This window comes from Paraburkholderia sp. (assembly GCF_047605525.1).
In the GTDB taxonomy this organism is placed as follows: Bacteria; Pseudomonadota; Gammaproteobacteria; order Burkholderiales; family Burkholderiaceae; genus Paraburkholderia.
In genome coordinates this window covers 184,987-206,363 of sequence record NZ_JASGFN010000006.1, presented here as the reverse complement: position 1 = coordinate 206,363, position 21,377 = coordinate 184,987, and the positions used below count along the sequence as shown (strand labels likewise).

The 21,377-nt window shown below is 64.8% G+C and carries 17 protein-coding genes; 12 read left to right on the top strand and 5 right to left on the bottom strand.

What is annotated here, in order from left to right; all coding sequences use genetic code 11:
- Positions 1 to 158 precede the first annotated feature (158 nt).
- From QM685_RS11240 to gmd, 6 genes are all read left to right on the top strand, one after another.
- Positions 159 to 1,223, top strand: a complete 1,065-nt coding sequence (locus QM685_RS11240; protein WP_415115961.1) for a helix-turn-helix domain-containing protein — start codon at positions 159 to 161, stop codon at positions 1,221 to 1,223.
- 52 nt (positions 1,224 to 1,275) lie between these two features.
- Positions 1,276 to 2,859, top strand: a complete 1,584-nt coding sequence (locus QM685_RS11235; RefSeq protein ID WP_415115756.1) for a sugar phosphate nucleotidyltransferase — start codon at positions 1,276 to 1,278, stop codon at positions 2,857 to 2,859.
- A gap of 56 nt (positions 2,860 to 2,915) precedes the next feature.
- On the top strand, positions 2,916 to 4,301 hold the full coding sequence (locus tag QM685_RS11230) for an undecaprenyl-phosphate glucose phosphotransferase (protein ID WP_415115754.1): 1,386 nt from the start codon (positions 2,916 to 2,918) through the stop codon (positions 4,299 to 4,301).
- A 42-nt stretch (positions 4,302 to 4,343) separates the two neighbouring features.
- Positions 4,344 to 5,483: a polysaccharide biosynthesis/export family protein gene (locus tag QM685_RS11225; protein ID WP_415115752.1), complete on the top strand. Its 1,140-nt coding sequence runs from the start codon at positions 4,344 to 4,346 to the stop codon at positions 5,481 to 5,483.
- A 50-nt stretch (positions 5,484 to 5,533) separates the two neighbouring features.
- Complete coding sequence (locus QM685_RS11220; protein ID WP_415115750.1) at positions 5,534 to 7,804, top strand: polysaccharide biosynthesis tyrosine autokinase; 2,271 nt, start codon at positions 5,534 to 5,536, stop codon at positions 7,802 to 7,804.
- Positions 7,805 to 7,920: 116 nt separating this feature from the next.
- Positions 7,921 to 9,039: a GDP-mannose 4,6-dehydratase gene (gene gmd / locus QM685_RS11215; RefSeq protein ID WP_415115748.1), complete on the top strand. Its 1,119-nt coding sequence runs from the start codon at positions 7,921 to 7,923 to the stop codon at positions 9,037 to 9,039.
- Between the two features lie 361 nt (positions 9,040 to 9,400).
- Here gmd and QM685_RS11210 read toward each other — a convergent pair whose 3' ends face one another.
- Both QM685_RS11210 and QM685_RS11205 read right to left on the bottom strand, forming a co-directional pair.
- Positions 9,401 to 11,164 carry a hypothetical protein gene (locus tag QM685_RS11210; RefSeq protein ID WP_415115746.1) on the bottom strand — a complete coding sequence of 588 codons (1,764 nt, stop codon included), beginning with the start codon at positions 11,162 to 11,164 and terminating at the stop codon, positions 9,401 to 9,403.
- An 80-nt stretch (positions 11,165 to 11,244) separates the two neighbouring features.
- The gene (locus tag QM685_RS11205; RefSeq protein ID WP_415115744.1) at positions 11,245 to 11,862 is read right to left on the bottom strand and encodes a hypothetical protein; all 618 of its coding nucleotides are present in this window, start codon (positions 11,860 to 11,862) and stop codon (positions 11,245 to 11,247) included.
- A 349-nt stretch (positions 11,863 to 12,211) separates the two neighbouring features.
- On the opposite strand from QM685_RS11205, the gene QM685_RS11200 reads away from it, so the two are divergent.
- From QM685_RS11200 to groL, 3 genes are all read left to right on the top strand, one after another.
- Complete coding sequence (locus QM685_RS11200; protein ID WP_415115742.1) at positions 12,212 to 12,607, top strand: hypothetical protein; 396 nt, start codon at positions 12,212 to 12,214, stop codon at positions 12,605 to 12,607.
- A 399-nt stretch (positions 12,608 to 13,006) separates the two neighbouring features.
- Complete coding sequence (gene groES / locus QM685_RS11195) at positions 13,007 to 13,297, top strand: co-chaperone GroES (RefSeq protein ID WP_008923887.1); 291 nt, start codon at positions 13,007 to 13,009, stop codon at positions 13,295 to 13,297.
- Positions 13,298 to 13,350: 53 nt separating this feature from the next.
- Positions 13,351 to 14,991 (top strand): chaperonin GroEL, encoded by a 1,641-nt coding sequence (groL, locus tag QM685_RS11190; RefSeq protein WP_415115740.1) that lies wholly within the window; start codon positions 13,351 to 13,353, stop codon positions 14,989 to 14,991.
- A 185-nt stretch (positions 14,992 to 15,176) separates the two neighbouring features.
- Here the strand turns inward: groL and cysC are convergent, their stop codons facing one another.
- From cysC to QM685_RS11175, 3 genes are all read right to left on the bottom strand, one after another.
- Positions 15,177 to 15,815: an adenylyl-sulfate kinase gene (gene cysC, locus QM685_RS11185; RefSeq protein WP_415115738.1), complete on the bottom strand. Its 639-nt coding sequence runs from the start codon at positions 15,813 to 15,815 to the stop codon at positions 15,177 to 15,179.
- 28 nt (positions 15,816 to 15,843) lie between these two features.
- Positions 15,844 to 17,055: a chondroitin 4-O-sulfotransferase gene (locus QM685_RS11180; RefSeq protein WP_415115736.1), complete on the bottom strand. Its 1,212-nt coding sequence runs from the start codon at positions 17,053 to 17,055 to the stop codon at positions 15,844 to 15,846.
- 324 nt (positions 17,056 to 17,379) lie between these two features.
- Positions 17,380 to 18,243 carry a hydroxymethylpyrimidine/phosphomethylpyrimidine kinase gene (locus QM685_RS11175; protein WP_415115734.1) on the bottom strand — a complete coding sequence of 288 codons (864 nt, stop codon included), beginning with the start codon at positions 18,241 to 18,243 and terminating at the stop codon, positions 17,380 to 17,382.
- Positions 18,244 to 18,573: 330 nt separating this feature from the next.
- Here QM685_RS11175 and QM685_RS11170 point away from each other — a divergent pair, with 330 nt between their 5' ends.
- From QM685_RS11170 to QM685_RS11160, 3 genes are all read left to right on the top strand, one after another.
- Positions 18,574 to 18,744, top strand: a complete 171-nt coding sequence (locus QM685_RS11170; protein ID WP_006047743.1) for a rubredoxin — start codon at positions 18,574 to 18,576, stop codon at positions 18,742 to 18,744.
- A 304-nt stretch (positions 18,745 to 19,048) separates the two neighbouring features.
- Complete coding sequence (locus tag QM685_RS11165; RefSeq protein WP_415115729.1) at positions 19,049 to 20,470, top strand: hypothetical protein; 1,422 nt, start codon at positions 19,049 to 19,051, stop codon at positions 20,468 to 20,470.
- A gap of 321 nt (positions 20,471 to 20,791) precedes the next feature.
- Positions 20,792 to 21,370 (top strand): YqgE/AlgH family protein, encoded by a 579-nt coding sequence (locus tag QM685_RS11160; protein WP_415115727.1) that lies wholly within the window; start codon positions 20,792 to 20,794, stop codon positions 21,368 to 21,370.
- The last annotated feature ends 7 nt before the right edge of the window (positions 21,371 to 21,377 follow it).

The window sequence follows — 21,377 nt, the reverse complement described above, 5'->3', positions numbered from 1 at the left end:
TCACTGACTGGTCATGCCGGCAATGCGCCAATATGTCTGCACTTTCGGTCATGGCGGCTAAATGCTGGATAACCCGTCGCTATGATGCGCTGCACAGAGTGCGCGTCCCCGCGGCCGTAAAAGGTGAAGGTAGTCCCGTTTTCTTCGAGAGGATGACTATGACCTGCGCGAGTCTCGAGTCTGCAATGCTGCGTTGGGTGCATGCGCCCAACAAGGGCGTGCGTCGCATCGCGATCCTGATGTTCAACGACTGCTCGCTGCAGGGCGCGGGCGTCATCGCCGAAGTTTTCCAGGCGGCCAATGAAGTGGCCGCCGCCAGTTCGGGTGCCTGGCTGTACGACGTATCGTTTCTTTCCGCCGACGGCGGCATGGTGACGTCGTCGTCCGGTTTGCGGGTGTGGACCGACGGGCTCGACGCGCGTCACTACGGCGGCTTCGATGCGCTGTATGTCGCGGGTGGCAGGGGCGCCGCCGCCGCCGCGCACGACGAGCGGCTGATCGCATGGCTGCGCCGCGTGCGCCGCAATACGGCGCTGATCCGCCCGATCGCCGAAGGCCGCGCGTTGCTCGACGCAGCTTACGTGCCCGGCGGCGAGGAGGAGGCCGGCGAGTTCTCCCAGCCGGCCGACGCCGGGAACGGCGCCATCGATGGCGTTCATGGCGCGGGCGGCGTGAATGGCGCGAACGGTGTCGCCGCGATGAACGGCGCGGGTACGCCCGAGCACGGCGTGGCCGAGGTGAGCGACCGCCTCGAATCGCTGCGCAGCGCGCTCGCGATGGTCAAGCGCGATCTGGGCAACGCGACTGCGCGCACGGCGGCCGAACGGCTGCTCTCCGATTCGTGCGCGAACCTCGCGCCGCTGCTCGGCGAAGACGTCGGCATGAGCCCCGGCGACAAGGTCCGGGCCGCCGCGCGCTGGCTGCAGGAAAACTGCCAGCAGGCGATTTCGATTGCCGACGCCGCGCAGTTCGCGGCGATGAGCGAACGCAACTTCCTGCGCCGCTTCAAGATGGAAATGGGCATTACGCCGTCGAGTTTTCTGCTGCACGAGCGCCTCGCGGTCACGTGCAGCCTGCTGACCGAATCCGAATTGCCGGTCGACAAGATTGCCCGCCGCGCCGGCATGGGCAACGGCGACCGTCTCGCGAAAGTATTTCGCAAGCGCATGAGGATTTCTCCGACCGAATTCAGGATTCAAAGCCGCCGGGCAGCCGGTGGATAGCAGCGCCGGGCACATTTGGGCTGGTACTTCGAGAAATATAAGGAATTCGCATATGTTGACGCAGGGATCTGTGAACGCCGCACATGTCGACCCGAACGGTACGAGCGCCGGGGCGGCCGGCGCCCGTTGCGCGCACATCGTCCCGGTCATTCTCGCGGGCGGTTCGGGCACGCGGCTATGGCCCGTGTCGCGCGAGAATTTTCCGAAACAGTTGATCGACGTGGTCGGCTCCGATTCGCTGCTGCAGTCGACCGCGCGGCGGCTCGACGGTTTTCCGTCCGGCTGGAGCGTCGATGCGTCGCCGATCGTCGTATGCGGCGAAGAGCATCGCTTCGTGATTGCCGAACAGCTTCACGACAACGGCGTCGATGCGCGTCTGATCATCGAGCCGGCGCGGCGCGACACGGCGCCCGCGCTGACGCTCGCGGCCTCGCTCGCGCGCGCGGACGCGCCCGGCGGCGACGCGGTCCTGATCGTGATGCCGGCCGATCACGCGATCGCGGACGTGCCCGCCTTGCAGCGCGCGCTCGACTGCGCGGCGCGCCACGCGGCGGCCGGCGCGATCGCGACGCTCGGCGTGCCGCCGACGCGGCCCGACACCGGCTTCGGCTATATCCGCATCGGCGCGGCGCTGCCCGACGGCGGGCATGCGATCGACGGCTTCGTCGAGAAGCCCGCCGAGGAAATCGCCGCGCAATACCTCGCGGCCGGCACGTACTGGTGGAACAGCGGCATCTTCATCGTGCGCGCGAGCGTGTGGCTCGATACGCTCGCGCGTTTGCGGCCGGACATGCGGGCGCCATGCGAAAGCGCGTTCGCCGGAGGCCACAAGGACGGCGCGGTGTTCCGTCCGTCGACCGAAGCGTTTCTCGACGTGCCCGCCGATTCGATCGATTACGCGGTGATGGAGCACCTGACCGAGCCGCCGGCCATCGACTCGCAACGCGATGGCGCGAGCAGCGACAGCAGCCATGCCGAAGCCCCGCGCATCCCCGCCGGCGTCGTGATCCCGCTCGAAGCCGGCTGGTCCGACCTCGGCTCGTGGGACGCGGTATGGGCCGCGATGGAAAAGGATCCGAACGGCAACGCCGGGCGCGGCCGCGTCACCTTCGAAGGCGCGGTGTCGTGCTACGCGCATTCGGAAGGACGGCTCGTCGCCTGCGTCGGCACCACCAACGTGGTGGTGGTCGAAACCGCCGACGCGGTGCTCGTCGTCGACCGCTCGCACGTGCAGGACGTGAAAGGCCTCGTGTCGCGCATCAAGGCGCAGAACGCGCCCGAGGCCGACGCGCATCGCAAGGTGCGGCGTCCGTGGGGCTTCTACGATTCGATCGATCGCGGCGAGCGCTTCCAGGTCAAGCGCATCGTCGTCACGCCCGGCGCGCAACTGTCGCTGCAACTGCATCATCACCGCGCCGAGCACTGGGTCGTCGTGCGCGGCACCGCGCTCGTCACGCGCGGCGAAGAGCAGTTCCTGCTGAGCGAAAACGAATCGACCTACATCCCGCTCGGCACGCGTCACCGGCTCGAAAACCCCGGCAAGGTGCCGCTCGAGATCATCGAAATCCAGTCTGGCGCCTATCTGGGCGAAGACGACATCGTGAGGTTCAACGACAACTACGGCCGCTGCCCGTAAGCAGCACGACCACGCCCCTATTTGCGAACAGGAACCGCGGGAAAGAGGTAAGCAAAATGCGCAAGTTTCAGGATCTGCTCGCGCGGATTTTCGATGTCTTGTTGGTGTTGGCGGGTGCGACCGTGGCGTCGCAGATCCGCTTCGACTTCATCGGCCAGTCGGGCTTCTACTGGGCGCTGGTGATGTTTTCGGCGGCGTTCGCGCTGGCCATCTTCCCCGCGTTCGGCGTCTACGAATCGTGGCGCGGCCGCTCGAAGCTCGGGCTCGCCGGCCAGGTGTCGCTCGCGTGGCTGATCGTGCAGGCCTGCGCGCTGGTACTGATGTATTCGCTGCATCGCATCGACATCGTGTCGCGGCTGTGGTTCTCGTACTGGACCGCGACGACGGGCGGCCTGCTGATCGCCTATCGGCTCGTCACGCATGCGGTGCTCGCTCGCGCTCGCGGCGCGGGCATGAACCTGCATCAGGTCGCGATTGTCGGCAGCGGCTCGCAGTGCGACACGATCATCCGCCGCATCGAATCGGCGCCCACCGCGGGCTTTCACGCGACTGCCGTCTACAACACGCACCCGGCCGACTCCGCGGTGACGAATTCGCGCGTGCCGGTGTTCGATAGCGTCGACGCGCTCGCCGACTACATCCGCACCAACGACGTGCACGAGCTGTGGCTGATGCTGTCGCTCTCCGAAGAGCCGCTGATCTGCGCGCTGATCGACGAGTTCCGCGATGACCTCGTCAATATCCGCTTCATGCCGGACGTGCGCAGCCATGCGTTGTTCGAAGGCAGCGGCGTGGTCGATCTGCTCGGCGTGCCGGCCATCAATCTGGTCGCGTCGCCGCTGTCGGCCAACGCGATGCTGAAGAAGGAAATTTTCGACCGCCTGTTCGCGGCGACCGCGCTGCTTGCGCTCGCGCCGCTGCTGCTCGCCATCGCGATCGCGGTGAAGCTGTCCTCGCGCGGGCCGGTGCTGTTCAAACAGAAGCGCAAGGGCGCGGACGGGCGCGTGTTCACGATCTACAAGTTTCGCTCGATGCGGCTGCATACCGAAGCGAAGGGCACGCTGAGCCAGGCGACCCGCAACGACAAGCGCGTGACGAAGGTGGGTGCGTTCCTGCGCCGCACGAGTCTCGACGAGCTGCCGCAATTTTTCAACGTGCTGCGCGGCGACATGTCGGTGGTGGGACCGCGTCCCCACGCGCTCGAGCACGACGACCTCTATCAGAAAGTGGTCGCGGGCTATATCAATCGCTACCGGATCAAGCCGGGTATCACGGGATGGGCCCAGATCAACGGCTTCCGGGGCGAAACCGACCGCATCGAGAAAATGGAGCGCCGCGTCGAGCATGACCTGTATTACCTGGGTCACTGGTCGTTCGCGCTCGACATGCGGATTATCGGCGCGACGATTGTCGCCGGACTGGTGCATCGAAACGCTTACTAAGAAGTCGATAACAAACGCCTCGGGGCGCTAGGAGGAAATATTATGAGCTCGCTTGGTTTTCGCACGGGAAGTCTTGTGGTTTTCGCCGCCGCGGCGCTTCTCGCCGGATGCGGAAGCGTACCGGGGCAACGGATGATCACGCCGGCCACGCTGCAGGACACGGGTGGGGAATTCAGTACCGAAGCTGCGCAGCAGAAGCAGATACCCATCACCGATATCAACATGGCGCTGCTGAGGAAGATGAACGCCGACCAGCAGGCCATGACGATGTCGCCGGACATATCGGCGCTGTTCGGCAAACCGACGCCGTATAAGGTCGGCCCCGGCGACGTGCTGCAGATCGTCGTGTGGGATCACCCGGAACTCGCCGCCGCGCTCGGGCAGCCGACGCAGACCTCGCGTGCCTCGGATGCGATCCCGGGCTTCCTGATCGACGAAAGCGGTAACGTGCAGTTTCCGTATGCGGGCAATCTGCACGTCGCGGGCAAGGACGTCGCGACGATTCAGCGCGAGCTGTATCAGCGTCTGAGCAAGGTGTACCAGAAGCCCGAAGTGACGGTGCGGGTCGCGTCGTTCCGTAACGCGCAGGTCATGATCGACGGCGAGGTGCGCACGCCGGGCAGCCAGTCGATCAACGACGTGCCGATGTCGCTGACCAACGCGATCGGCCTGAGCGGCGGCTTCACGGCGACCGCGGATCGCAGCCGCGTCGACCTGATCCGCGACAGCCATACCTATTCGCTGAACATCGACGACCTGATCAAGCACGGCCACAATCCGGCGGACATCTATCTGCAGGCGGGCGATCTGGTGCGCGTGCCGGCGCGCGAGGACAGCGGCGTCTACGTGATGGGCGAGGTCAACAAGCCGGCCACGGTGCTGCCGTTGCGTAACGGTTCGCTGACGCTGTCGCAGGCGATCTCCGACGGCGGCAGCTTCGACTCGAACACGGCCGCGGCGCAGCAACTGTTCGTGATCCGCAACTCGACCGGCGACTCGCCGCAGATCTATCACCTCGATGCGACCTCGCCGGTGGCGATGCTGCTCGCGAACCAGTTCGAGCTGCAGCCGAAGGACATCGTGTACGTCGGCCAGGGCGGTCTGGTTCGCTTCAACCGCGTGCTGAACCTGTTGTTGCCGGCGATCAACGCGGCTGTGACGGGCGTCATCGTCGGGAAGTGACGCAAGCGTACGCGTAACCTGAACTGCCGGGCCTTGTCGGGGTGAACACTATGGCCATTAACTTTGACGACCGTTACGAAAGCCGTTTTGACAACCGCTTCGACAACCGTTACGCGTACGTGTCCGGTTCGGGAGGGTGGCGACTGTCGGACTATCTGCGCGCGATCGTGCGCGGTCGGCGCACGATCCTCACGGTGACGCTGATCGCGCTCGTGCTCGGTGGCGCGTATGCGTTTCTCGCGCCACCGACCTATCGGGCGGACGTGCTGTTTCACGTCGAGGACAGGACGGCCAATGCGAGCGGGGCCGCCGGCGGCACATTGCCGTCGGTTTCCGGCGGGTCCGCTTCGAAGCCGTCGACGGCCGCGCAGATCGAACTGCTGAAATCGCGGCTCGTCGTCGAGGAAGCGGTGCGCACGCTGCACCTCGACATCACGGCGACGCCGCGTTATCTGCCGGTCATCGGCGCGAGGATCGCGGGTCTCGTGAACGGCCGATGGGGTGTCAGGCTGCCGTCGTTCATCAACCTGTCGGGCTTCGCGTGGGGCAACGAGAGTATCGCGGTGTCGCGTTTCGACACCACGAAGCAGATGTACGACGCGAAGTTCACGCTGGTGGCGGGGGCCGACGACACGTTCGTGCTGCGCGATCCGAACGGCAACGCGATCCTGTCGGGCCGGGTCGGCGAGACGGTGCAGACCGATACCGCCGACGGCCCGATCGCGCTGCACGTCGACCGGCTGGTCGGGGCGCCCGGTTCGCGCTTCACGCTCGCGCGCGCGTCGACGCTCGGCACGGTCGACCGTCTGCAGAAAACGGTGCTCGTGCAGGAGACCGCGCCGCAATCCGGCGTGATCCGGATGAGCCTCGAAGGCGGCGATCCGGTGTTGGTCGCGGCGATCGTCAACAACATGGCACGGCAGTTCGTGCGTCAGGACATTGCGAGCCAGTCGACCGAAACGCAGCACACGCTCGCGTTCCTCGAGCAGCAACTGCCCGGTCTGCGCAAGGATCTCGACGACGCGGCGCAGCGTTACAGCAAGTTCCGTAACGAGCACGGCACGGCCGACCTCGGCGAGGAGAACCGGCTGCTGCTGCAACAGGCCGCCGACAACAAGGCGCGCCTGCTCGATCTGCAGCAGCAACGCATGGAGCTGTCGCAGCGCTTCACGTCGAGCTATCCGGCGGTCGCCGCGATCGACGCCCAGATCGCCGCGTTGCAGGGCGCGCAGGCCACGATGAAGCGCAGCACGACGGCGATGCCCGACACCGAGCAGACCGCGCAGCGGCTCAAGCAGGACCTGCAGTTGAAGACCGAGCAATACAACAATCTGCTGAACAACGTGCAGCAACTGCGCGTTACGCAGGCGGGGCAGGTAGGCGGCGTGCGGGTGGTCGACTTCGCCGAGGCACCCGACGATCCGGTGCGGCCGAGGCGCATGCTGGCGATCCTGATTTCGCTCGGCGCCGGCCTCGGGCTCGGCATCGTGCTGACCCTCGTCAAGCGCGCGGTGTTAGGCGGTGTCGAGCGGCCCGACGACCTCGAAGGAATCCTCGGCGTGCCGGTGTTCGCGGCGGTGCCGCGCAGCCAGACCCAGCTACGCCTGCAGCAAAGCGTGGAGCATCGCCGGCGCGGCCAGCACGTGCTCGCGCACCAGGCGCCGGGGGATCTCGCGGTGGAGGGCGTGCGCAACCTGCGCACTTCGCTGCAACTGTCGCTCGATCATGCGACCAACAACGTCGTGATGATCACCGGCTCGCGGCCCGACGCGGGCAAGTCGTTCCTGTCGGTGAATCTGTCGGCGCTGGTCGCGTCGGCGAACAAACGGGTGCTGATCATCGACGGCGACATGCGGCGCGGCGACGTGCATTCGCACTTCGGCATCTCCCATCAGCCGGGGCTGTCCGACGTCCTGAGCGGCGGCGATCTTCGCTCGATGATCCAGCGCGACGTGCTGCCCGGTCTGGACGTACTGGCCAAGGGTTCGTTACCCATGCATCCGGCCGAGCTGCTGATGAGCAAACGCTTCGAAATGTTGCTTGACGAACTGAAGCCGCAATACGACCTGGTTATTGTCGATACACCGCCGGTACTGGCGGTGACTGACTCGACGCTGATCGGCAGGTATGCGGGCACCACGCTGCTCGTGGTACGCCACGGGCGCCAACCGCTGCATGAGATCGTCGAGACGGCAAAACGGTTGCGCAATGGCGGTGTGGCCATGCGCGGCGTGTTGCTGACCGATGTGCCGCAGGAAGCCGCGTTTCTCGGTTCGGGGTATCAGGGCGGCTATTACGGCTACGACAGCATTGCTGGTTGAACGCACGGCTCACGGCGTGACGCCGGAGCGCGCGACGGCGGCTGTTTACGCATCGGGATCAGTCCAGACCAGGGGTTCGGACAGGCATCGTCAAACATTATTTGGGAGAAGGTTCCATGAAACGCAAGGTTGCGCTGATCACCGGTATTACTGGACAGGACGGCTCATACCTGGCTGAGTTGCTGCTCGCCAAGGATTACATCGTACACGGCATCAAGCGCAGGGTATCCCTGTTCAATACGGATCGGATCGATCATCTCTACCGCGATCCGCACGAACCGGAGCAACGACTCTTTCTGCACCATGCCGATCTGACCGACTCGACCAGCCTGCTGCGCGTGATCCAGCGCGTCGAGCCGGACGAAATCTACAACCTCGCGGCACAGAGCCACGTTGCGGTGTCGTTCGAGGAGCCGGAATACACGGCGAACGCCGACGGTCTCGGCACCTTGCGCATTCTCGAAGCGATCAGAATTCTCGGTATGCAGGAGAAGACGCGCTTTTACCAGGCGTCCACGTCGGAACTCTACGGGCTCGTGCAGCAGGTGCCGCAAAGCGAGATCACGCCGTTCTATCCGCGCAGCCCGTACGCGGTCGCCAAGCTGTTCGCTTACTGGACCACGGTCAATTATCGCGAGGCCTACGGGTTCTTCGCGTGCAACGGAATTCTGTTCAATCACGAATCGCCGGTGCGCGGCGAGACCTTCGTGACGCGGAAGATCACGCGCGCGATCGCGCGCATGGCGGTGGGAACGCAGAAGATGCTGTATCTCGGCAATCTGTCGGCATTGCGCGACTGGGGCCACGCCCGCGATTACGTGGAAATGCAATGGATGATGCTGCAACAGGATCAGCCCGAGGATTTCGTGATCGCTACCGGCGAGCAATACAGCGTGCGTCAGTTCGTTCAGAATGCGGCTGCTGAACTGGGTATCACGATGCGCTTCGAAGGCACCGGCGTGGATGAAGTCGGCATCGTCGAAAAGGTCGAAGGGCGGGAGATCAAGGTGTCGCCCGGCGATGTGATCGTACGGGTCGATCCGCGCTATTTCCGTCCGGCCGAAGTCGAAACGTTGCTCGGCGATCCGTCGAAGGCGCATGCGCGGCTGGGCTGGAAACCGACTACGTCGTTCTCGCAACTGGTCAAGGAAATGGTGCGCTCGGATTATCAGATCGCACGCCGCGACGCGCTTGTCACGCTGGCTGGTTTCACTGCATTGGAGCATCACGAGTAGCCGTGACGTGTTTGCTGGCCGCGACGTACGAGTCGCGGCCATTCGTTCATTCGCGGTCCGCGGTTTTGTAGTGGGCTGATGTGATGCGTGTCGTTGCGCGCCCGTAGCTGTCGGTTTGCCGCCGACGGTTGCGGGCGCGCGTTTTTTTGCGGGTGGCGTCGCTGTATTCAGATGGGTCGACGTGAAGCGGGCCGAGCGCGCGATGCGTGCATCAGGAGGTGCCCATCGCAGGAAGGGATTGCTTCTTGCTGCAATCCGATCTCCCTGTTTTCAACTTGTCGATATCAACGACGCGATGCCGATGCCTTGGGCGTCGTGCTGGAGCATCCGCGCGCGTAACTGGCTGCCTGCCGGCGTAGCGTCAGTGATGCGTGCTCACATAACGCATCGCGGGCAACGGCCCGGTGACGGCGTCCTCTGGCGTCTCGATCTGCAGTTCGGCTTCGCGCGTCGCCTGTGTCGCCAGACGCCGTGCTGCCTTGCTGCTCGAATCGATTTGCAGCGCGATGCCGGCGTCGCGCGACGTACAAGCCAGGTGCCCGATATAGCCGCAGCTACGCGCGAGGCTGAGTAGCGCATCGCGCTGCTGTTCGAGCGTATGCACCGCGGAGCGCAGGCGCTGTGCGTCGCGGTTGTCGGGCTGCGCGGCGAGGGCTGCGGCAATGCGCGATTTCGCCGCCGACAGATTGTTCGCTTTCATACTGGCACGCGCCGCTCTCAGATACCTCGCCGCATCGGCGCGCTGTTTCTCTTCTGCGCTCATCGGTTTGGGAGCCGTGGCGCGCGCGGGATCCGGCGTTGCCGACGCGAGGCGGCGCTGCGCGGCCGGCGCGGCGGCCGGTGGTGTGGCCACTGCGGGCCGGACCGACGCAAGATGTTGCGGGACGACGGCGGGCTGCTGCTGCGAAGCGCCGGTCGGCCGGGCATCGGCGTGCAATTTTTGCTCCGCGCTGGTTGGCTGGGCAGTAGCGACGCGCGTGGAATCAGGCGATGCCGACACGACCTGGCGCTGCTCAAGCGGCGCTGCGGCAGGCTGCTGCGCGGTGACACCTGGCCGGGTCTCGACGTGCAATTTTTGCTCCGCGCCAGATGGCTGAGCGGCAGCGACGCGCGGGGGGGCAGTCAGTGCCGGCACGACCTTGTGCTGCTCAAGTGGCGCTGCGACAGGTGGTGTGACCGCGGCAAGCTGGACCGGGACGGGATGTTGCGCGACGACGGTGGGCTGTTGTTGCGCGGTGGCACTCGGCTGGGCCTCGACGTGCAATTTTTCTTCCGCGCCAGTTGGCTGAGCGCTAGCGATGCGCGTGGGATCAGTCAGTGCCGGCACGACCTTGTGCTGCTCAAGCGGCGCTGCGGCCGGTGGTGTGACCGCGGCAGCCTGAACCGAGGCGGGATGTTGCGCGACGACGGTGGGTTGCTGCTGCGCGGTGACACTCGGCTGGGCCTCGACATGCAATTTTTGCTCCGCGCCAGTCGGCTGAGCGGTAGCGACGCGCGTGGGATCAGTCAGTGCCGGCACGACCTGGCGTTGCCCGGATGTCGATGGGGCCGCCGGCTGGGCAACTGGCGAGACCGGCAAGGACCTGACCGAAGCCAGACGCTGCGCGACGTCGGCGGCCTGCTGTTGCGGGTGTTGCTGCTGCCGCTGCGCGTTGCCGCCCGACCGCAACTGTTCGCCTGCCACAGCAATGGACGGCTTGCCATTCTGCGCGGATACGTTGCGGGTAGCCTCCGCCGATGCTCCCCCGCGCAAATCGTCGCCGTGAATACAGATCAGATACACCGCGGAGCTCACCGCCAGCGCCGACGCGGCCAGCACGATGCGGCCGCGTGAGCGCCGTTTGGCTTTCGCGATCAACTCGGCTTCGTCGATCGAATCGTAGGGATAGACCAGCGTGTCCGGCGACGGGTGCCAGAACCTGCGTGCCGGCATTCTTGCGCGCGCCGTTTGTTGTGAACCCTGCCGCATGACATACAGACCCGACACCTGGGCGGCTTGCGTGGCAGGCCCTTCCAGCGCGAGCGAATGACACGAAAGACAAGGCGAGAAGCGGCCCAGGATAGGCGCCCCGCAGTTGGCGCAGCGGCGGGGCTCTGGCTGATTGGCAGTGGAATACGTAGACATGGCCGGTCGCTCTCGGGCGTTCTATGACAACGCCTCGGTCAAAGGAAACAGGTAACGGCAGCGAGACTCGCAAGCCTGAATTACTGTACGACGTAGCCGCGCGCCTGCATGCATGCGCTGTAGGCGGCCCAATAGCGCGTCATCGGCGGTTCGGGCGCGGGCAGCGGCGGCAGTTTGACGTCCGATGCCGCGCTGGCCTGCAACGCGGCGTCCACTGCATCCGACGCGCCGAGTCCCGCGCTCGCCCCCGCGGCCGTAATAGTGGTCGCGGCTGCCGAGGCGCCTGCTGGCGCAGTGGCCGCGCCAGGCGCACCGCTGGCGGCCATCACGGCATCGCTCGCCGGTTTCACCGACGAAGCCCCGCTGGGCGCGGCCGCGAGCGCCGCGCTCACGGCGTCCGGCATGCTGGCGGCATACGGCAACGGCGTGGCGGAGAAGGAACTGGGTGGTAGCGGCGGCTTCGCCGGCACGCCGGTCGACGAGCCTTTTGCCGCCGGCGCCGGGCGCGGCGGGACTTGGGACTCGCGAACGATGTTGACCTTGCTGACGCGGCTCGCTTCCGCGTAGCACAGCGCGGTATCGATGCCGCGCTCGGCAGGGCTCTGGCTGCGGATCGGGTAGGTGAGCGGTTGCCACGCGAACGCGGCACTGCTCGTCACCAGCAGCGTCAGTAGTACGGTATATGTTTTAGATGCCATCGCAGTCACTCCCGCAGCGATGCTTCGCCGTTTATTAGTGTCTTCCTTTTGGGCTTTCGATGTATGTCTGTTTGTCCACATGCCGCGAACTCTGTTCGAGTTTCGTGTTCGGTCCTCCGTCGAACTGGCGCGCTTCGCGGGGCGCCGTGCTCCACGTCGCGGTCCGGCACGCGCGGCCGGACAGGCTATCGAAAGCTTCTTTTATCAGCGTAACACCAGAGACGGGCGACGCAACGCGCCGGATAACGGGCGAAAACGCCATCGTGCTGTCCATTGAGGACATCGCGGGCAAGATGGCGAGAGCTCGGAACAACTACTGGGCGCCAGATCGGACCGTCAGGAGTCGAGGATGAAAAAGCTGCCGTATTGCCGCCGTCCGTTATGCGCGGCGGTATTTCTGTCGCTGCAGTTGCTTGCCGCGCCGCTGACCGGTCACGCCAGTGAGGAGAGCGCGAACCTGAAGGCCGAAGCGGGGGGCGAGCGCGCGAGCTTCGCGCAGGCGTTTTGCGAGGTGTCGCCCGAGCGCATCGGCGACTACAAAACGCGGCTCAGACAAAGGCTGACCGAAGCGACCCATTTCGACCAGCACTGGGATGCGGGCTGGCACCGCGCGCAAAGCAACAATAGCCAGTTGAGCGCGCTGCGCGAGCGTGACCCGACGGAATTCGCGGCACGCATCAAGGTCAATTGCGAGCGGCTGAAGTGGCTGGCGCAAAATTCGTTGCGCACGCCGGCGCGCAAGTGACAGGGTGGCGTGCCGGCGTCGTGGGTTGGTCGTGCGTCGTCGGTTCGTGCGAAACAGGGTCGGGGTTTTCCCTGGAAAGCCGTCTGTTTCGGGCAATCGAACCCGGCGGGAGCCGGGCTTCGGGCCGTCTGTAGTGAGTGCGGAGTGCTTCTCTGAGCTTTGAATCGCACTGCAAGTCATTGTTTTGGCTTGGGTTCATCGTCGCGTCGAACCCTCGTGCGAGCGCCGCCGACCCGCGTGATTCTCCCGTCCCCACTACTTCTTGAATTTGTCACTACCCGTCCATATAATTAGCACTCGCTGCACGAGAGTGCTAACAACATCGCCGGCTGGCTCAGTCTGCCTCAGTCAGCCGGGTTTTTCTCAGCGTTCTTCAGTCTCAATCAGAGAGGAGTATGTATGAACCTTCGTCCTTTGCATGATCGCGTGATCGTCAAGCGTCTGGATCAGGAAACCAAGACCGCGTCGGGCATCGTGATCCCCGAAGCCGCAGCGGAAAAGCCGGATCAAGGCGAAATCCTCGCAGTCGGCCCGGGCAAGCGCGACGACAAGGGCGCAGCGATTGCGCTCGACGTGAAGGTCGGCGACCGCGTCCTGTTCGGCAAGTACGCAGGCCAGACCGTCAAGGTCGATGGCAACGAACTGCTGGTGATGCGCGAAGAAGACATCATGGCCGTGGTGCAGAAGTAAGCGCAACGCCGCTACTTCCCCGGTTATATCCAAAGAATTCAAGGAGTTAGAAGATGGCAGCTAAAGACGTCGTATTCGGTGATTCCGCCCGTGCCAAGATGGTCGAAGGCGTGAACATTCTCGCCAACGCCGTGAAGGTCACGCTGGGTCCGAAGGGCCGCAACGTGGTCCTCGAGCGCAGCTTCGGCGGCCCGACGGTCACCAAGGACGGTGTGTCGGTCGCTAAAGAGATCGAACTGAAAGACAAGCTCCAGAACATGGGCGCGCAAATGGTCAAGGAAGTCGCTTCCAAGACCAGCGACAACGCAGGCGACGGCACGACGACCGCTACGGTTCTCGCCCAGTCGATCGTTCGCGAAGGCATGAAGTACGTCGCATCGGGCATGAACCCGATGGACCTGAAACGCGGTATCGACAAGGCAGTGACTGCCGCCATCGAAGAACTGCGCAAGATCAGCAAGCCGTGCACGACCAACAAGGAAATCGCACAGGTCGGCGCGATCTCGGCGAACAGCGATTCGTCGATCGGCGAGCGCATCGCTGAAGCGATGGACAAGGTCGGCAAGGAAGGCGTCATCACCGTCGAAGACGGCAAGTCGCTGCAGGACGAGCTGGACGTCGTCGAAGGTATGCAATTCGACCGCGGCTACCTGTCGCCGTACTTCATCAACAACCCGGACAAGCAGGTCGCCGTTCTGGAAAACCCGTTCGTGCTGCTGCACGACAAGAAGGTGTCGAACATCCGTGATCTGCTGCCGGTGCTCGAGCAGGTCGCGAAGGCCGGCCGTCCGCTGCTGATCATCGCTGAAGACGTCGAAGGCGAGGCACTGGCTACGCTGGTCGTCAACAACATCCGCGGCATCCTGAAGACCGTTGCTGTCAAGGCTCCGGGCTTCGGCGACCGTCGTAAGGCGATGCTGGAAGACATCGCGATCCTGACCGGCGGCCAGGTCATCGCTGAAGAAACCGGCCTCACGCTCGAAAAGGCAACGCTGGCTGAACTGGGCCAGGCGAAGCGCATCGAAGTGGGCAAGGAAAACACCACGATCATCGACGGCGCTGGCGAAGCAGCGAACATCGAAGCTCGCGTCAAGCAGGTGCGCAAGCAGATCGAAGAAGCGACCTCGGACTACGACCGTGAAAAGCTGCAAGAACGCGTTGCCAAGCTGGCAGGCGGCGTTGCGGTGATCAAGGTCGGTGCCGCGACCGAAGTCGAAATGAAGGAAAAGAAGGCACGTGTCGAAGACGCACTGCACGCAACGCGCGCGGCTGTGGAAGAAGGCATCGTTGCTGGCGGCGGCGTCGCGCTGATCCGCGCACGCACGGCAATCGCCGGCCTGAAGGGCGCTAACGCCGATCAGGACGCAGGTATCAAGATCGTGCTGCGCGCGATGGAAGAGCCGCTGCGCCAGATCGTCACGAACGGCGGCGAAGAAGCCAGCGTCGTGGTGGCGGCTGTTGCTGCTGGCAAGGGCAACTACGGCTACAACGCGGCAACCGGCGAGTACGCCGACCTGGTCGACGCCGGTGTCGTGGACCCGACGAAGGTCACGCGCACGGCGCTGCAAAACGCAGCTTCGGTTGCTGGCCTGTTGCTGACGACCGACGCGGCTGTCTGCGAACTGCCGAAGGAAGATGCACCGATGCCTGGCGGCATGCCCGGCGGCATGGGCGGCATGGGCATGGACATGTAATTCCGCTCGGGTCTCGTGGTTCAGCCTCGCGGTTGGACCACACGATGAGGTCCGGTTGGATGTCCAGCAAGGGAGTGCGCCGCAAGGCGGGCTCTCCAAAAGAAAAAACCCGCACCAAGCGGGTTTTTTCTTTTGGGGCGAGAGGTTTGTGAGGTGGCTTGTGAAGCAGCGGGGATGTTCTGGAATCAGATGCCCGCTTTGTGGGCGGTACGGTGCGCAGTCGTGTCGAGACATTTTTCGCACACGTAGCTGAAGATCCGCGCGGTGCTTTCGGCAGGGCTCAACGTTCCCGTGTCGACGTGAAGCTCCGGCTCGGTCGGTGCTTCATAGGGCGCCGACACGCCGGTGAACGAACTGATCTCACCAGATCTCGCTTTCGCGTAAAGGCCTTTCGGATCGCGGCTCGCGCAGGTATCAAGCGGCGCGGACAGATAGGTTTCGACGAATTTGTCGTGGCCGATGATCTCGCGCGCCATCGCCCGATCCTCGCGAATCGGCGAGATCAGCGCGGTAATCACGATGAGGCCGGCGTCGTTCATCAATTGCGCGACGTGGGCGACGCGGCGGATATTTTCGCGCCGGTCTTTGCGCTCGAAGCCGAGATCGCTGGCAAGGCCGTGGCGAATGTTGTCGCCATCGAGCACATAGCACGCGTGACCCAGCGCGATCAGTTGCTCTTCGAGCGCGAACGCGAGCGTCGATTTGCCGGAACCGGACAGGCCGGTCAGCCAGATCGTGGCCGGCTTATGATGAAACATGCGCATGCGGTCCTGAACGGCGATCGTGCCGTGAAAGCGTTGCAGGAAGTTGGGCGGCTCTTTCATGGATGGATTCTCCTGACTTTCCGGACGCTTATTCACAGTGCCAGCCTTGCCGCCAGGCGCCGGCGTTGTGCAGGCTTTCCGTGGAATTGGCGATGGCGACATGGAAGCCTTCCGGAATGCCGTCCGGCAGCGGAATCGAAAATCCGCTGTGCGAGCTGGGATAACCGGCGCTGGCCACGTCGGGCCGATGCTCGCCGCTCCAGCCGGTCGCGACGATCCGCGAGCCGATCCGGACCTCCAGCGCAACGCGTTGCTCCGGCCGGCTGAGATTGACGGCCCAGCCCGAGACCACGCCATCGTGAACCGTGTCGACGAAACCGTCGAACAGGTCGGCGGGCGCCGGCTGCCGGCTTTGCGCGAACTCCAGATAGGCGTCGATCGGCGCGAGATCGAAGCGGTGGATTACCTCGTGGACTTTCGTGAGGAATGAGCCGTCGAAGCCGAAAACCGTCGAACTGTAGACGTGCGGATTCTCGAGCTTATTTATTTCGGCCTGAATGACCTGAACCAATTCCAGCGCATTCGAAAAGATGCTGCCCGTTTGTTCCGAATAGGTGTCGACTATCCGGGTTGCGTCGCGGAAAATTTCGTAATCGAGGCTATTGTCGTCGATAAACTTTTGCTTCGCCGCCTCGCTCAAATGGCTTTTCCCTTTCGGCGAACCATTGGTCCGGTTGGTTTCGAAATAAAAGGGTAATTTCAGATTGCTCGCACCGCAAAGCCGCAGTAAAAATTCGCTCATGTTCTCGCAAACGCCGACCGTGCCGATCTGCTCACGCAGATGGGTTTGCGCAATGGCGAGGCTCGCTTCATTCACCGCGGGTGCTCCGCTCAGCATCTGGACGAACAGGTTTCTGCCACCGAGCGATTCGCTGACCCATTCGTCCAGCGACAGAACACCCTGCTGCGCGAGCGCTTCGGGCGTCGACACGCTGACCCCTCGCATCACTTCCCCATTCTTGCCGTTCGCCGCGTACCAGTAATGCGAGATCTGGCGCGCAAGCGGATCGCGCAGGATCGTGCAATAGCTGACGGGGTACTTGAGAGTCCGGTGAATGCCATAGGGCTGATGGCCGCCGCCGACACTGGTCGCCAGCAGTTTGGCGCGACAGTTTCCCCAACCGGCATCGTCCCAAACGAAATTGATGAATTGGTCTTTACCTTTATTCAAATCAAAAAACGAAATGACAGTGGAGCCGCCGCATTTCGGTGGATGTATGAAAAAAATAGGAAAAGGCATTCTGGGGTCATATGACAGATTCGTAATTTGTAAAGTCTAGCCCGATGGGGTCGGCGGCGTTGTAACGGTTAATTACGCGATGCAACGTCGGGGTGCGTGACGCGACGAGGATCGTATGTCGTCATGCGAAATGGATATGGGAGGCCGCTTAATGCAAGGAGTTTGCGCCACGGCATCCCCCGTTTTTAATGGCCCTTATTTTGAGATTGGCCACATGGAAGAATCGACGGATATCGCAAAACGGCAGGTTCCAGAAATGAAAAAACCCGCATAAATGCGGGTTTCGCGGATCTGCAAGGCCGCCGGGAGCAGCAGGGGAAGAGCCTAATGCCGTGCCTCGCCCGGTGCGGCACCCTGGCTGGCCGCCGGCGGTGTTTCGTCGTCGTCGCTGCCGCGTGCCCAGAAGAAGCGATCGGGCATGTAGGCGCCCATGCCGGGCCGGAATGCGTTGCGTATCGCCTGGTACAGATATTCCTGCCCTTCGCGCACCGCCTCCGCGGGTTCCTGACCGTTGGCCAGCAATGCCGCGATTGCCGAGCCGAGGGTATCGGTCACGCCCATCAGGCGATGGCTGCCGCGGTCCCACATGTCCTGGCGCAACTGGCCGTCTTCGCTAAACAGCGTATTGACGAGCCGGTGCGTGCCGGTCTCCGTCGACAGAATGTACTCGCAGCCCTGCGACAGCAGATGCGAGATCGCCGCGTCGAGGCTCGGCGCCTCGGCGTCGCCGTCGGGTTGCGCGAGCGCGAGCAGCGTCGATGAATCGGCGACCAGCAGCGTGGTTTGCGGCGCGAGCAGATCGGCGATCGCTTCGCGCAGTTCGTCGGCGGCAAGCACGTGTTCGTCGTCGAGCGTGAAGTCGGGAGCGAGAATCAGCGGAATGTCGTCGTAGTCGGCGACCACTTCGGCGATCGCGCTTACCACTTCCGCGCGCGTGCACGCGCCGACCTTGAACGCGGCGACCGGCATGTCTTCGAGCAGCATGCGCGCCTGGACCGCGACGACGTCGGGGTCGAGTCCGGTGACTTCGTCGCAGCTAGCCGAGTCGCGCACGGTGTAGCCCGTGAGCACGGAAACGCCGTGGCAGCCCATGCTGGCAAGAGTCATCAGGTCGGCTTGCAGACCGGAACCGCCGGTGGGATCGGAAAGGCCGAAGGTGAGGACGATCGGAGGCGTGTCGCTGGGCATGAAAATGGGCAGAAAGAAGCGGGATTCTGGCGCGCGGTGCGCAATTGGCTCAATTATGCGGCCTAAACTGCCGCGGAGGCCGTTTTTTCACATATCCCGGCACGCGGCGCAAGGGGGGCGCGGGTGTCGCGGGCGACTCGTCGAGAAGGTGAGCGCCCGCGCGCGGCATGAGGCCGCAATGGCTGCCGCGGCCGCTCCCAGGCCGCTGCCGGCCGCCCGCGCAAGGCCGGCGCACGCTACGATTGCGCATTGGCGGTTGCTAGGCATGGGGGCGGCAACACGGTACCATCATGGCTCCCGTTTCCACGGACTCAACGACGCGACACAAGAATGGAATATCAAAGCTGGATGTGCCTGATTTGCGGCTGGATTTACGATGAAGAAGCCGGCTTGCCGGACGAAGGCATTGCGCCGGGCACGCGCTGGGAAGACGTTCCCATCAACTGGACCTGTCCGGAATGTGGGGCGCGCAAGGAAGACTTCGAGATGGTGCAGATCTGAATTTTTCCCGGTGCTTCCCTGGTACCAGCGGCTTTACGGCTGGCGTGCCATACCGGGAGCCGGCCGAGCAGACCAGACGCGGAGCATGCGTCCGCCGGGAAAACGAGCGGCACTGGTCCGCCGCGCAACTGCCTGATCCGGGCGGCACGCCCGGCATCCTGTCTCACCGCGTCGGCACGCGATATCGCCGGGCGCGTTGTGTCGCAACGGTAGTCTGTGATTGTCCTGTCGCCGGTTCGCGCGTTGGCCGAGCACTTTGCATGCGGCGCGCAGCGACGGCCCGTCAGTTTCGTGTCGCCTGCCCATGACCCTTCGATCCGCTGCACCCGTCTCCTTCGACGCCCTGCCCAATCCGCGCGGCGGCGCGGTCCGTCCCGCGGAACTCGCGCTCGCCGAGGCATCGCTCGCGTTCGAGCAGCGCGGGGAAAGCGGCGCGGCGCTGCTGCGCGCGTCGCACGCGCTGCGCACGGCCGGGTGGTTCAGCGCGCAGCGTTTCGCGGACGCGCTCGTGCGCCTGTCGCCGCTCGCAAGCGGCGAGCCGGCCGAGGCGGAAGGCACGCGGTCGGTGTTCGGCGCGGCGCTGGACGATTTCCGCGCGGCGCTCGAGCGTCACAATCTGCGCGAGCTGTCCTGCTCGCCGGTACTGTTCAATCACTACAGCGCGTTGTGCGCGCAACTGGCCGAGCACACGCCCGGCTCCGCGGTCGCGTTCGAAGACCTCGCGCTGTGCGCGCGGCCGGTGCCACCGGTGTCGCTGCATGCGCAATCCGCCGACCAGCTCGCGCATCTGCGGGCGCGCTACGAGCGCGCGCTGCTGCCGGTGTTGCGCTCGCAGGCCGACACGGGCAGCGCGGCGGCGCTCGCCGTCACCCATGCCGCGCTCGATGAGCTCGACACGGTGTTCAGCGAGCTTGCCGGCCCCGATCCGTACGACTTCTGGCGGCTCGCGCGCGCCTGCGCGAAGGCGCTGCGCGTCGGCGGCCACGCGGTCCGCGATACCGATGCGCGGCGCTTCTATGCGCGCTGCAACCTGGCGCTCGCCGATCACGCGCGCGGCATCGGGCGCGCGCCGCGATCGCTCGTGCGCGCGACGCTCGCGCTGTTGTGGCGCGACTACGCGCTGTTCGGCGCGGCCGCGGAAGACGCCGAGCAGGTCGAGGTGCTGCACGACTACGGCTTGACCGTCGACTGGCACGTCGCGGGCTCGCAGTCGTCGGAGATGCTGTGGGAGGCGGGCGCGCTCGACGCGCAATCGCTCGCCGCCGGGCGCGGCGCGCTGACCCGCGATCTCGGCGTGCTGACCGTCAACGCGAATGCTTACGAAGACTTCCTGCAAACCGCCGACGCGTCGATCGAGGCGCTCGCCGCGCACGCCCGCGCGGCGGATCAACCCGAAAAAGCCGATCCCAGCGAGGCGCTGCAGGCGGGCGACGCCGCCTACCGGCTCGGCTCGGCGGCATGCGCGCTCGGCCTCGGCCATGTGGCGCTGCTCGCCGATGCGCTCGGGCTGGCGTGGCGGCGCCGCGCGCATGCCGGGGTTTCGACGCCGGCGGTGCGCGCGCACGTGATTGTCGCCGCACCGGCGGCGGACACCCTCGAGCAGGCCGCCGAAGCGTTGCGCGCGACGCTGCACAAGGTCGCGGCGGGCGTCGCGCCGGCCGGCGTCAGTCACACGCAGGCGGCGCTCGCCGCGCTGACGCACGCGATCGAGCAGGGCGGCGCGTGAACCCATGATGCGTCGCGCGGCGGCAACGCCGGTGTCACGCGCCTCGTGTCCGGAACGTCTGAAATGACGTGGCCGGAACCGCCATGAAGTCATCGCAATAAGACACAATTGCGCCGCTCATTGCACAACCCCGTCGACATGCGGCGAGCCTGCCGCGCCGCGCCGTTTTTCGCCGCTTGATCGCCGCGTGGCGCGGGCCGCGCGCATGATAGAGTGCAACCTGATTCCGGCGTCGATGGCGCGCGGCACCCGTGGCGAAACGCAGCGCGGCGCCACGCTCGAAGCCCGCCATCCCGCATCGTCTTTGCTAAAATCCCAACTATGTCCAAGAGTTCCGATCGCATCAATCTGACCAATCAGTTCCTGATCGCCATGCCGAACATGGCGGATCCGACGTTTTCAGGGACTGTGGTCTACCTTTGCGATCACAATGAGCGCGGCGCGCTCGGCCTCGTGATCAACCGGCCGACCGATATCGACCTGCAAGCGCTCTTCAGTCGCATCGATCTGAAGCTCGAGATCGAACCTCTCCTCCATGTTCCCGTGTACTTCGGCGGCCCGGTGCAAACCGAGCGCGGCTTCGTGCTGCACGATCCGAAAGGCGGCGGCGGGTATACGTCGTCGATGTCGGTGCCGGGCGGGCTCGAAATGACCACCTCAAAAGACGTGCTCGAGGCCGTCGCGAGCGGCACCGGCCCGGAACGTTTCCTGCTCACGCTCGGCCACGCCGGCTGGGGTGCCGGCCAGCTCGAGGACGAAATCTCGAAGAACGGCTGGCTGACGGTCGAGGCCGATCCGAAGATCGTCTTCGACGTGCCCGCCGAAGAGCGTCTCGAAGCGGCGCTCGCGCTGCTCGGCATTTCGCTGTCGATGCTCTCCGGCGAGGCCGGGCACGCATGAGAGGCCG